Genomic DNA, 12,190 nt, shown 5'->3' with positions numbered 1-12,190 from the left:
CGCCACTTTGTAAGCAGGCGCTGGATATTTTCTTCCGCATTAGGGTTATTGCGCTCGCCAGCGGCAGGATCGCTCATACCCCGCTGCATATCGATGATCATCAGGGCGACAGGTTGATTACTCGTTACCAATCCAACATCCTCTTTTATAGGCTTCTTGGATCAGGCGTAAATCCAAGTGCTTACGTGAAAGCTGTGCGTTACTAGCCAGCCCCTTCCCAAAATTACTCGAAATACTTTAACCGCCTATACAGCTTGGCTAGAAAGCGAGCGCCAACTATTAGGCCAATGCTGAGCACCACCGCTGCTAGCGAGCCGTAGGCCACTATGCCTCCCCACGCCCATTGGCCAATCGCTGTGCTCAAATGCTGAACGAAAAGATACACACCGATCAAGAAGCTGCCTGCGCGTACCAGGCCCTCCTCGGCAATCGTTAAAGCAGGCTCAGCACGCTCTTCTCCAAGAAATTTATTGGCCAGCGTTACCGCAGAAAACCACAGTACGATACCCGCGATGATAGGAATAACAGCAGTGGCTGCGAGCCATGGCAGCCACTGGGCTAGCTCCGCATCGTAGCCTGGACTAAACAGCAGCGGCGATACGCTTAGCAAAGGCGTAATGGCGAGGTAAATAGCGAGTAATCGAATCAAAAGAATGGAGAAAGGTTTCATAGGCTTACCTTACATTTAAACCTCCAGCATAAGCCAAATTTGGCCCAAAAACATGGTACCCGATACAACATTGCCTTGGTAATTTCTTACCAAGGCAATGAAGCAGTACGGTTACACTCTGTATAACGCACAAATGTAGAACCGGTTGTTTAACGATCCCGAATGACAATCGGACCAATGGGCGCAACATTAGGCATGAACAGCATGACTTCGTTAACGTCGTGCATAGGGGCGACAAAATCGGCTTTCCAGGTGCCTACGCGTGGGTTCTTGTCTGGTTCGTAGTTAAAGCTCAGGCGCAAGTTGTCTGGCGCGACCACACCTCCATCCTCACGCAGCAGCGAGAACGACTGGTCGCCGAACTCGGCGTAGATCTGCCCGTCAATTCGATCTAGCGGGATATCTTCATAAATGATCTCGCCAGAGTAACCTGGGTAGTCCGTCACGAAACGTACTTCAATATGTAAAACGCCCTCTTTGCGAACGGCTTTATAAGGCTCAGCGTAGGCGTGACCACTGGCGGTGGGCGCGCGCTCAGCATTAAGTGCAAATGCTGACGTGCTGGCTAGTGTTGTCATTAACAGCAGTGAAAGCGTGTTACGAAGCTTCATATCTGGCTCTTTTCGGGGTAGTGAGTGGAGTGGTCGTTGGCGAAGTGATATCAGTCAGTGGTTACCAACGGAACAGAGCCGCCCGAAGGCGGCTCTGCTGTACTTGCTATACTTGTCTACTTAATCAGCTTCGATACCGAAAGCGTTTAGGCCCGCGCGGAATACGTCGGTGTTGTCGATCCAGTAGTGGCTGTCTTCGTCTACTTCATAGCGGGAAAGACCGTCTTCTGCCTGAGCGATGTCGAAGAAGAACTCAGCGCCCGCGCCGTGGGCATACAGCGGTACCAGCTCACGCGTGTGGGTATCGGAATGCCAACGTACCAAGGGTAGCGCGCCAGCCCCCTGATTAACGATCGGGCTATAGGCATTTACATCAGAGTCAGGGCCTTGAAGCAAACCGTTACCGTGATCAGTCGTTACAATGATCAAGGTATCGTCCCAGGAACTGTTGTTTTCTACCCACTCAACGGCCGCTTCCACAGCTTCGTTGAAGTCGATTTGCTCTTCGATAATACGCGGCAGGTTGTTAGCGTGAGCAGCCCAATCCACAGCGCCACCCTCAACCATCAGGAAAAAGCCATTTTCGTTGCCGTTTTCACTGGCGTTGAGCACGTTCAAAGCGCCGCTCGTCAGTGTGGCAAGGCTTGGTGACGTATCCAGTAGATTACCGCCGGTTACGCCGGGGCGGCTGTATTGCAGCGTCTGAATGTTCTGCACCAGGCCCAGTACTTTGTCCTTGGGAAGATCCAACTCACCCGCAGCCAGAGCTTCAAAATCGTCCTTGCTTTCGATAAAGGCGTAATCCGTTTCGCCGCCTACCAAGCGCTGGTAGGTCTCTTCGCCACCGATAAAGCGGAAATCGCTCTCACCGGGGTTATCGACATGCTCGCCGGCTGCATCGTAATAGGGGTGCCCGGTACCGATGGCGACAGTGGCAAGGCCAGAATCGACAATTTCGCGGCCAATGGCTCTATAGTCGTTGCGGCTTACGTTATGGGCCATGAAACCGGCAGGCGTCGCGTGGGAGACCTGCACCGATGAGACAACACCCAGAGCGCGGCCGCTATCAACAGTGTATTCGCCAATATGCTTAAGCGGCTCATCATCGTTGGACCAGTTGATGGCGCTGTTATAGGACTTATGGCCTGAAGCCAGCGCCGTTGCCGCTGCAGCGCTGTCGGTGTAATCAGCCCGAGCGTAGTCGTAACCGGCAAAGTAGCCCTTGTAGTTACCCAGGCTACCTTCGTAAACGGTATCTACCGCCTCGTCGTTCCAGAGCTCGGCTGGTTCAAATGTAACCGTACCGTCATCACTCTTGGTGGGTGTGGTAGAGGTGTTTAACGGATGCGTTGCCATGAAAAGCTGTGTGTCAAACTCATCATAAACTTCATGGCCCAGCGCGCCGTGACGGAAGTAGCTTGCCGCACGGAACGTCTCGATACCGGTACCGTCGGTGATCATCAAAATAACGTTCTTAGCTGTGTTTTCCTGCGCTAATACCGGCGTAACCATGACCGATGCCAGTGCCAACGTGAGTGCATTGCGCGTAAAGTTCTTCATTTTCATCCCTAAAATAAATTTAGCTAATTCGATATCCAACAAATCGTAGCGCCTAAAAATGTCATTTTCATGAACATCAATGAAGGTAAGTCAATTATTTCTAATAAACATGAATCGCAATCAGCAGCCGATCCGTAAAACTGTTCATTGTGGGTTTTGCCTGAGTAACGCTTGCACGCTTGGTCACAACACATATACTGTATATATATACACCAATCTAGAAAAAGGCAGGCGTATGGCGTCTCTCGGCAAATCACCAATACGGACCACCGTGCACAAAGGCCGCGGGGCAACCTATGACCCGCACAACCGCTTTGCCCCAACCCATAGCGTGGCAGAAGACGACGGATGGTGGCGCGAAGAGACTTCCCCCACACGGGCAACTGAAGTACGCGAAGAAACCAGTAAGAGTGCGCTTTCCTGGAACCGGTCGCCAGACTTGCCTTTTGATCGCTCATTGAACCCTTACCGAGGTTGCGAACATGGCTGTGTTTACTGCTATGCCCGCCCTTCTCATGCCTATTGGGATCTGTCGCCGGGACTTGATTTTGAAACCAGGCTGATTGCCAAAAATGGCCTGGTTGAGCGATTAAGTGAGGAGTTTTGCAAGCCTGGATACGTCTGCCGACCAATCAATCTCTCTGGTAATACCGATTGTTACCAGCCACTAGAAGCCAAGCGCCAATTAACGCGTCAGTTGCTTGAGCTATTATTGGCTTGCCGCCATCCAGTCACTATTGTGACCAAAAGCACGTTAGTGTTACGGGATATGGATCTGCTGGCTGAGATGGCCGAACACCGCCTGGTGCGCGTATTTATTAGCCTGACCAGCCTGGACGCCAATATGAAACGCACGCTGGAACCTCGTGCGGCCTCTCCTCAAGCGCGTTTAAAAGTTATCCGTGAGCTGAATACTGCTGGCATTCCCGTCGGGACGCTTGTGTCTCCGGTCATCCCCGGATTAACAGATCATGAAATGGAGCGGATTCTTGAGGCCGCCAGCCGTGCTGGCGCACGAACGGCGTCCTGGATGCTGCTGCGCTTGCCCCATGAAGTCGCTCCACTCTTTGAAGCCTGGCTGGAAGCCCATTACCCAGAGCGTGCGGCCAAGGTAATGAGCCTGATTCGCCAATGCCGGGGCGGCAAGGCCTACGATGCTCAGTTCGGTAAGCGCTTTCGCGGCGAAGGTATTTTTGCCGATATGATTGCACAACGCTTTAATCGCGCCAGCCGCCAGTGGAACTTTCAATCTCGTTCCGAGCAAGGGCTGAATACCCGAGACTTTCGCCCGCCCAACGCTCAGGGTGAGCTTTTTTATTAAAGCCCATGAAAAAGGCATTTGCCTGACATACTCTCAGCTTACTGAAAGTGCCAAACAAATGCCTGAGTGATTACTACTTCTGTTTTTCGCTATTCGTCATAGCTCTGCTTAAAATCTAATGGACGACCTTTCTAAACACCCTCCCATGGTTCATCAATGCAGCTTTTCTCCATCAACAGTGATGTGATGCGTACTGCGGGCTTTGGGATGAATAAAGTAGTGACCTTCGGGCGCGGTATGGGGCTTGATATGGTGTAGTTTAAGGTTTTTTGGCGCAGCGCTTTTATTATGCACTCCATAAATAATAAACGGAATCGATAGCACTACAAGGAAACAGCCGATCAGCAAACCGGTATACACTTCGTTAGACTCTTTTCCTGGCAACCCCGTGGGAGGGAAGAAGGAGACGACAAAAGCAACTAAAGAAGTAAGTAACCCCACTACTGCAACGGCAATTTTTATTTTGTTACCGCCAGGGATATTGAAGGTACGTTGATTTTCAGGCTGTTTTCGAACAAGGGTAATGTAAGCCAAGAATAGCATAAAGTAGCTGCACAGATAGATAACGACGGTTAGCGCTAGTGCAATCAGGAAGGACATATTATTTCCTCCCCCCGTATTCGTCAGAATAATCAATGCGATAGTTGTAATGGTTAGCTGAGAAATAACCAACGCCACCGGCACGCCGTTCTTGTTTACTTTAGCAAAACGCGCCGGCAATATACCCTGCTGCGCGGTTACCAACATGCCGCGTGATGGTCCAACAATCCATGCGGCTATTTCAGCCAGCACGCCCAGCAATAGCAGCGCAGCAATAATCCGAATAGCCCATTCAAAATGGCTGCCAAAGTGGTTAATCAACACACTGAACGTTTGCATCACGCCCGCAGATAAGTTGATTTGCTCGTGAGGAATAACAGATGCAATCGTCAACCCACCGAGAGAACTTAAGAGAATGGCAGAAACCATAAGAAATAACATGGCGAGAGGATAGTCACGACCAGGGTTTTTCATCTCATTGACATGAGTCGCCGACGCTTCAACCCCCATATAACTCAGTATAAAAGCGACAAACACTACCAAGGTACTCATACTACCAAAGGTGGGGAAAAACGTCTGTGCACTCATTTCAATAGCGACCGGCGCACCTGAGCGAAGATACAAAACTGCAAGCCCAATTAAGATAAAAGCGGGCAGTAGAATACCTGCAAAAAAGCCTAGCTTTGCAATCCGCGCCGTATTCTTGGTACCGCCAAACTGAGTTAACGCTAATCCCCACAATATAATCAACGCCGCAATCGTTTTGACTATCGGGTCGCTATTCAGTGCAGGCCAATTAAGAATATAAGAGAGTGCGCCTAGCACGAAGTAAAGCATAGGAATAAAGCCGACAGCAATTTGCAAATAGCCAAAGGAGATTGCCGCAAATCCCCATCGTTCACCTAGCGTTTTGGATACCCACGTAAAAACTCCGCCCTCTTCCCAGCCTTTAACCGTCGCCATTTCTGCCGCGCAAAGCCCTACCGGAATAAACCACAGAACCCCACCAAGAATAAGAAAGAAGACCAACGAGAAACCCGATGTTGCAAAGGTAGGATATTCATATACCGCCATTACCATTGAAGCCGTTATCGCGAAGAAACCCAATAACGAAAGCTGCTTTGGCGCGGCTGTCGATTGTGTATTATCCATATTTATTCCCCGAAGAAACGAATTATTAATCCGTCATTCTTTTATTTGCTAATTAGAGCGGCGATGTCTAGCCGCCCTAACAACCAAAGAGTCTCAAATCAGGAATGATTAAAGCCGCTGGCTTCATCTTCTGATAGTGGATTAACCACGGGATGATCTTCAAAATGCTGAAGTGCTCGCTTCATATCTTCAATTAACAAGCAGCCTAGATCGTAGCTCACCCCATGACGAACAAGGATACGCTGGATAACCAAGTCTTCACGGTGAGCTGGCATAGAATAAGCAGGGACTTGCCAGCCGCGCGAACGTAATTTGTCGGCCAGGTCATAGAGCGTATAACCGCCAATATTTGCTCCCTCTTTCAGCTTCCATGCCAACGCAGGAATACCTTCATTGCTGTTCCCATCAAAGAGGATTTCGAAGGGGCCTAGTTTACTAATCTCATCTGCAATATGCTGCGCGGTAGCGTAACAGGCATTATGGATTTTGGCGTAACCTTCACGGCCAAGTCGCAGGAAGTTGTAGTACTGCGCAATGATTTGCCCGCCGGGGCGCGAAAAATTGAGCGCGAATGTCGGCATATCACCGCCGAGATAGTTAACGTTAAAAATGAGCTCTTCGGGCAAGTCTATTACTTCACGCCAGACCACCCAGCCAGCTCCCAAAGGTGCAAGCCCAAATTTGTGGCCAGACGTGTTAATGGACTTTACTCTCGGGAGTTGGAAGTCCCACACTAGATCTGGCGCGCAGAACGGAGCCAAGAAGCCCCCACTGGCACCGTCAACGTGCATAGGAATATCCAGGCCGGTTTCTTGTTGCAATTGATCCAGCGCATCGCTGACAGCTTTTACTGGCTCGTATTGGCAAGTAAAGGTAACGCCCAGCGTTGGTATGACGCCAATCGTATTTTCATCAACGCGTTTGATAACTTCCTCTGGGCTCATAATCAAGCGATCGCCTTCCAGCGGAATTTCACGCAGTTCAACATCAAAATAACGGGCAAATTTGTGCCAGCAAATTTGTACTGGTCCACAAATCATATTTGGTTTATCAGTGGGCAACCCTTCTGCCGCACGTTTTTTCCGCCATTGCCACTTAAGCGCTAGCCCGCCAAGCATTGCGGCTTCTGAAGAGCCAATCGTCGAGCATCCCATGGTTGTTTCTGGCGAGGGTGAGTTCCAGAGATCTGCTAACATCCTAACGCAGCGTGCTTCGATCTCCGCAGTTTGTGGATATTCATCTTTATCGATCATGTTTTTATCGATTGAAAGATCCATCAAATTACGAATTTCATCATCAACCCACGTTTGGCAAAATGTTGCCAGGTTCTGGCGGGAATTTCCATCAAGCATTAATTCGTCACGAATGGCGCTAAATACATTGTGAGGATTCCGTTCCTCATCGGGAAACCCGGATTTCGGCAACGATGTCGCCAAGTCAATTGATGCATATACATCGTCATTATCATTACGTGCATTTAACCCTTTGACATCCATCGTACTACCCCCAGTTTTTTATATGGATCACGTTTACTGCTCAAAGATCAGCTAAAACCACCCTACCAAACCATCAACATTTACTATACCTACATAGATGGTGCTTTTAGTCTATGACAAAATCTTAAAAATGAAAAATCGTAAGTATGATTTAAAAAATTATTTCGCCAGCAAACGTCTATCCATTTGAAAATGCTAAAAATATTACCAACCAAGGCGTGACATCTCTTTCTCATAGCACCCAACGGGTAGAAAAGTGGTTTAATAACGAGTATAAGAAAATATACCAACTCATCAATAGATTAAAAACCTTGACGCTACAAACATCCAAACAATGGCTCCCATATTAATCTACACAACGGTATAGGATTATCTTCAAGGCCATAGCACGATATGACCACTCAATAAAAACAACTTAAGCCACTGTTTTACAATAAGGCATCATGAGTGAAAAAGGTATTTTATCCAGCCATCATTTAATGAATACTGGGTGACTCGACCAAGAATTAGAAAGATAAATATTCAACAAGCAACACCTAACAGGTCCCATAAAAAGGCATTTGCCTGACATACTCTCAGCTTACTGAAAGTGTCAAACAAATACCTAAAGGAGTAGCCTTGTTGCTTTCGCTATTCGTAACGCTTATTTAGGCCGGTGGCGTAGCTCATTAAGCACTAACGTAAAGAAACTACGAATTTCGTTCATTTTGGGTCGTGCTTCTTTAATCAGCGTATCGAAAGGTTCTAGTTCGCGCTCTTGCGCTTCTCTTTGTGCAATTTCTTCTCTTATTTCTTCAATGAGCTCGGAAGAGTCATCCAGCATAGCCTTGAGCTCAGCGGTCGATGTTGACACTAGCTCGTGTTGATGGGTCATGGTCGTTTCCTCAAAACAGCGTGGTGAGCGCAATCAGGATAGCTGGCACGGCGATAAATACGCCTAATACCCAAGCAGCGGCGAGTGCTTTTCTTTCTGAGGCGACACGGCCTAGCCACTCGGCACCTTTAACAGGCAGTGGTCTTAAAAACGGTAGGCCAAAAATCACCACAACCGCAAATAAATTAAAGAAGAGGTGAACCAGTGCGATTTCCAGTGCCAGTATGGCAGTTGCCCCAGTGATTGCGGTGGCCGCAAGTAGCGCGGTAAACGTCGTGCCAATATTGGTGCCTAATGTGAAAGGGTAAATCTGACGTAAAGAGAATGCGCCTGACCCAGCTAACGGCACCATTAAGCTTGTGGTGGTAGAGGAAGACTGGACTAAAAACGTCACCACAGCACCAGAAGCAATACCGGCGACGGGGCCACGTCCAATGGCGTTATGCATAATGTTTTTTGCCTGCCCTACCATCAGTACTCTCAGCAGTGCGCCGATATAACGAATCGCTAAAAAGATCACGGCAATGCCAAAAATAATCATGGCAACGCCACCGGCAATCGTGGGCAGGTTCATGGCGACACTTTCAACCGAAGAGGTAATCGGCTTTGTTGCCATCCCAACAATATTAATACTACCCATGGAAAGATCGGCATCACCGTAAAACAGAAACGCCGTAGCGTTCGACAGCTTTTCAAGCGGATGAAAAATAAGCTCAATGGGCAGAAAAATCGCCACGGCCAGCAAGTTAAAAAAGTCATGCACTGTTGCGGCAGAGAACGCGCGCCTAAACTCGGCTTTATCACGTACATGGCCAAGGCTTACCAATGTATTGGTGACAGTAGTACCAATATTGGCGCCCATGATCATGGGCACCGCCGTAGCGACAGGCAGGCCACCCGCCACAAACGCCACGATAACGGAAGTAACGGTTGAAGATGACTGTATCAGGGCCGTCGCGACAATCCCAATCATCAAACCAACAAAGGGGTTGGTGGCAAATTCAAACAACTGAGCGGCATGGCCGCCCGCGGCAATCTTAAAGCCATTACCTATGATGGATACGGCACAGATTAGGAAATACACCAGCAATGCAAGCGTGAGCCACTGCCTTAGCGTGCCCTTGCGCCGGACTTTTATTCTTCTACCCTGGCTTGGTAAGACCTCTTGCACAGCACTATTGATATTTTCGGCCATTGCCACACCCTCTTGGAAGGAAGAACGCACGTATAACCCACCCACTCCTGCAAAGAGTGGCGTCTATAAGTGACATAGGCGTGACAACGGCGTGGCACTATCGTGTTAGAGCGAACGGTGTTGGAGCGAAGAGAGATTGTTCACAGTGGGCAACATCAAGCGAATACCGCTACTTCCTGGAAGCGGCACCCCATGTAAGTTACCCACGCTTGAACAATCGAAAGTGCTTTTTCCCTTTTTGTACGATCCAGTATTGGTCAAAAAGCGCGAATGCTTGACTTAGCTGCCCTTGCTCGGCGCGCTCGCCGTTGATACGTACAGCGTTCTGGTCAATCAATTCACGGGCTTGCCGCCTGGATGAGGCGAGTTCGCTTGCCACCATAGCTTCTTCCAGCGTCTGTCCAAACGCTACGTCTTGGCAGCGTAGCCCATCAAGTTCAAGTTGCTGTAGCTCACTACATGAGAGCGCAGCTACTTCACCACTGAACAGTGCCTGGGAAATACGCTGAGCAGCAGCCAGCCCCTCCTCGCCATGCACAAAGCGGGTAATGGTTTCAGCAAGTACACGCTGCGCTTGGGGCTTGCCAGCGGCCTGCTTGTCTTCTGCTTCGATTGCGTCGATGTGATCGCAATCCATGAACGTGTAATAGCGTAAAAAACGGTAAACGTCAGCATCATCCGTATTCAACCAGAACTGGTAAAACTGGTAAGGCGAGGTCTGTTCCGGGCCGAGCCATACCGTACCACTTTCCGTTTTACCGAATTTGGTACCGTCGGATTTGGTGATCAACGGCAGCGTCATACCGAACACCTGCTCGCCGTTCAGGCGGCGTGTGAGGTCGATACCACTGACGATATTGCCCCACTGGTCGTTGCCACCCACTTGTAACCGGCAGCCCAACATCTTGTTGAGGTGGGCAAAGTCATAGGATTGCAGCAGCGCATAGCTGAATTCAGTAAACGACATGCCCTGGTCAGGCCGTTCAAGACGCTGACGAACGGATTCACGGTTAACCATCGCATTCATCGAGAAGTGTTTGCCCACATCGCGAAAGAAGTCGATCACGTTAATATGGCCAATCCACTCTGCGTTATTAACGGCTTTCAAAGGCGCGTCGAGGTGTGGGGCCATCAACCAATAAATCTGTTCGCTTAAGGCGTTAACCCAGCCCTCAACCGTTTCGGGAGAGTTAAGCGAACGCTCCGCCGCCTTGAAGCTGGGGTCACCAATCAAGCCGGTGGCCCCCCCGACCAACGCCACACCTTGGTGGCCGGCATCCTGAAAGCGTTTGAGCATCAATAAGGGCACCAAGTGCCCGATATGCAGGCTGCCCGCCGTGGGGTCAAAACCGCAGTAAACGGTCTGCGGTGATTCGAGCAGAGCCTGAAGCTCATCCAGGTGAGTTGTCTGCGCAATCAAACCACGCCGTTCAAGGTCGTGAAGCAATCCCTGTACAGTCATCATGCTCGCCTTTTTAGCCATTAGAGAAGATGGTCATAGGCTAAAAGTTGGCGGCGCAATCCGCGATATCCCTAAAGGGATAGAAATCAGGATTGGGTGACGGGCAGTGAGGTAATGGCATGATTGATAAACAGGCCAAAGAGCTCGCTTAACGACGCCACACCCAGCTGGGCGTAAATACGTTTGCGGTGATTCTTGACCGTACCTTGGGTGATCTGCAGGCGCTCGGCAATCTCTTCGGAATCCAGGCCCTGCACCATCAAGGCAGCCACCTGCTGTTCACGGTGGGTTAAATGCGCCTGCCCAAAGCTGCCAATGGCCTGGTGAATGTGCTGGCTAATCGGCTGATCGGGCTGCAAAGGCTCAGAAAGATACAGCGGATTATTGCCCCACTGTTTGCGGCACAGCGCGGCCAGCAGCTCAATATACAGCTCAAGGTAGTGGGCATCGGAGGAAGAAAACCCGCCACTCTCCGCCAACAATCCCAGGTAGATAACTATCCAGCGGGCGTCATCCAGACGAATGGCGAGACAAAGTTCATCCTGCCAGCCGGTTCGCTGATAGAAGTTGCTGGCATACTCGTTATACCCGGCAGGCGGTACCACATCGGCCATACACAGCACACCTTGGCGCGGTGCCTGGTCGAGCGCTACCAGAAAAGGGTCCTGCTGGTAATCCTGTAGCAAGTAGCGCTGAAAAAGCAGCTCACGGCGCTCGGGAATGGAATCGAACAGGTAGATAGGGTGTTTGTCAGGCCGGTACCCAATGATCACCGCACAGTCAAAGTGGATAATGGTTTTGATAAGCGCCGTCAGCTGTGAGGTGAAGCTCACCGTGTGCAGCGCATCAATCGTCTGCGTTAACGCATGCGGCATGGCGTCTTTAAAGAGAGTAGGCATACGTATTAAACGGTGGCTGTGGCAGAGGACGTTCAGTATGCTTTAGTCCGCGCTCATTTATAAGACATTCACACAGTAGATTTTATGACCGACTCTCTCAGCAAGACAAAATCCAGCTTTTATCGACGTCTTTACGTGGCTTACCTGATCGACCAGGGCGTCGCTAGCGTACCTGCGCTCGTGAGCGCCTGTGGCATGCCGCGTCGTACGGCTCAGGATACGATTGCGTCACTTGCCGAACTGGACATTGAATGCCAATTTCAACCAACCCAAGGCGAGCGCCATAACAGTGGTGAATACCGGATTATCAGTTGGGGGCCAATTGACCCTTCCTGGGTCAAAAATCAGGCAAAACGGCTGGCCGAGGCACTGGATTATCCCTCGCTCTCGTTTTGATTGCCTGTTGGTTC

11 protein-coding genes are annotated in these 12,190 nt (G+C 49.9%); 2 read left to right on the top strand and 9 right to left on the bottom strand.

Annotated features, from left to right (window positions below; genetic code table 11):
* Positions 1–223: 223 nt before the first annotated feature.
* From ACT3TC_RS14215 to ACT3TC_RS14205, 3 genes are all read right to left on the bottom strand, one after another.
* The gene (locus ACT3TC_RS14215; protein WP_444640450.1) at positions 224–670 is read right to left on the bottom strand and encodes a hypothetical protein; all 447 of its coding nucleotides are present in this window, start codon (positions 668–670) and stop codon (positions 224–226) included.
* 149 nt (positions 671–819) lie between these two features.
* The gene (locus ACT3TC_RS14210; protein ID WP_444640448.1) at positions 820–1,281 is read right to left on the bottom strand and encodes a hypothetical protein; all 462 of its coding nucleotides are present in this window, start codon (positions 1,279–1,281) and stop codon (positions 820–822) included.
* 120 nt (positions 1,282–1,401) lie between these two features.
* Positions 1,402–2,841: an alkaline phosphatase gene (locus ACT3TC_RS14205; protein WP_444640446.1), complete on the bottom strand. Its 1,440-nt coding sequence runs from the start codon at positions 2,839–2,841 to the stop codon at positions 1,402–1,404.
* Between the two features lie 235 nt (positions 2,842–3,076).
* Here ACT3TC_RS14205 and ACT3TC_RS14200 point away from each other — a divergent pair, with 235 nt between their 5' ends.
* Positions 3,077–4,162 carry a PA0069 family radical SAM protein gene (locus ACT3TC_RS14200; RefSeq protein WP_444640444.1) on the top strand — a complete coding sequence of 362 codons (1,086 nt, stop codon included), beginning with the start codon at positions 3,077–3,079 and terminating at the stop codon, positions 4,160–4,162.
* Between the two features lie 153 nt (positions 4,163–4,315).
* Here ACT3TC_RS14200 and gadC read toward each other — a convergent pair whose 3' ends face one another.
* The 6 genes from gadC to ACT3TC_RS14170 all read right to left on the bottom strand — a co-directional run bounded on the left by gadC (position 4,316) and on the right by ACT3TC_RS14170 (position 11,780).
* Positions 4,316–5,854 (bottom strand): glutamate:gamma-aminobutyrate antiporter, encoded by a 1,539-nt coding sequence (gadC, locus tag ACT3TC_RS14195; protein ID WP_444631289.1) that lies wholly within the window; start codon positions 5,852–5,854, stop codon positions 4,316–4,318.
* Positions 5,855–5,952: 98 nt separating this feature from the next.
* A complete protein-coding gene (locus ACT3TC_RS14190; protein WP_444640442.1) occupies positions 5,953–7,350 on the bottom strand; it encodes a glutamate decarboxylase in 1,398 nt (465 codons plus the stop codon).
* A 643-nt stretch (positions 7,351–7,993) separates the two neighbouring features.
* On the bottom strand, positions 7,994–8,224 hold the full coding sequence (locus ACT3TC_RS14185) for a hypothetical protein (RefSeq protein ID WP_193055111.1): 231 nt from the start codon (positions 8,222–8,224) through the stop codon (positions 7,994–7,996).
* 10 nt (positions 8,225–8,234) lie between these two features.
* Positions 8,235–9,449 (bottom strand): Na/Pi symporter, encoded by a 1,215-nt coding sequence (locus tag ACT3TC_RS14180; RefSeq protein ID WP_444640440.1) that lies wholly within the window; start codon positions 9,447–9,449, stop codon positions 8,235–8,237.
* Between the two features lie 169 nt (positions 9,450–9,618).
* Positions 9,619–10,881, bottom strand: a complete 1,263-nt coding sequence (gene tyrS / locus ACT3TC_RS14175) for a tyrosine--tRNA ligase (RefSeq protein WP_444640452.1) — start codon at positions 10,879–10,881, stop codon at positions 9,619–9,621.
* An 86-nt stretch (positions 10,882–10,967) separates the two neighbouring features.
* Positions 10,968–11,780, bottom strand: coding sequence for a helix-turn-helix domain-containing protein (locus ACT3TC_RS14170; protein WP_444640438.1), 813 nt, complete (start codon positions 11,778–11,780; stop codon positions 10,968–10,970).
* 84 nt (positions 11,781–11,864) lie between these two features.
* Here ACT3TC_RS14170 and ACT3TC_RS14165 point away from each other — a divergent pair, with 84 nt between their 5' ends.
* On the top strand, positions 11,865–12,176 hold the full coding sequence (locus ACT3TC_RS14165; protein ID WP_444640436.1) for a winged helix-turn-helix domain-containing protein: 312 nt from the start codon (positions 11,865–11,867) through the stop codon (positions 12,174–12,176).
* Positions 12,177–12,190 lie beyond the last annotated feature (14 nt).

The organism is Halomonas sp. AOP27-A1-41 (genome assembly GCF_052378605.1).
Classification (GTDB): Bacteria; Pseudomonadota; Gammaproteobacteria; order Pseudomonadales; family Halomonadaceae; genus Vreelandella; species Vreelandella citrativorans.
The sequence above is the reverse complement of the archived record's forward strand: the minus strand, read 5'-3'. Positions and strand labels throughout refer to the sequence as shown.

What these genes read in the sequence shown, in the direction of transcription:
- ACT3TC_RS14200 (WP_444640444.1), top strand. Translation starts at nt 3,077, where the DNA reads ATGGCGTCTCTCGGCAAATCACCAATACGGACCACCGTGCACAAAGGC.
- ACT3TC_RS14210 (WP_444640448.1), bottom strand. Translation starts at nt 1,281, where the DNA reads ATGAAGCTTCGTAACACGCTTTCACTGCTGTTAATGACAACACTAGCC.
- ACT3TC_RS14170 (WP_444640438.1), bottom strand. Translation starts at nt 11,780, where the DNA reads ATGCCTACTCTCTTTAAAGACGCCATGCCGCATGCGTTAACGCAGACG.
- ACT3TC_RS14185 (WP_193055111.1), bottom strand. Translation starts at nt 8,224, where the DNA reads ATGACCCATCAACACGAGCTAGTGTCAACATCGACCGCTGAGCTCAAG.
- gadC (WP_444631289.1), bottom strand. Translation starts at nt 5,854, where the DNA reads ATGGATAATACACAATCGACAGCCGCGCCAAAGCAGCTTTCGTTATTG.
- ACT3TC_RS14190 (WP_444640442.1), bottom strand. Translation starts at nt 7,350, where the DNA reads ATGGATGTCAAAGGGTTAAATGCACGTAATGATAATGACGATGTATAT.
- ACT3TC_RS14215 (WP_444640450.1), bottom strand. Translation starts at nt 670, where the DNA reads ATGAAACCTTTCTCCATTCTTTTGATTCGATTACTCGCTATTTACCTC.
- ACT3TC_RS14165 (WP_444640436.1), top strand. Translation starts at nt 11,865, where the DNA reads ATGACCGACTCTCTCAGCAAGACAAAATCCAGCTTTTATCGACGTCTT.
- ACT3TC_RS14205 (WP_444640446.1), bottom strand. Translation starts at nt 2,841, where the DNA reads ATGAAGAACTTTACGCGCAATGCACTCACGTTGGCACTGGCATCGGTC.
- tyrS (WP_444640452.1), bottom strand. Translation starts at nt 10,881, where the DNA reads ATGACTGTACAGGGATTGCTTCACGACCTTGAACGGCGTGGTTTGATT.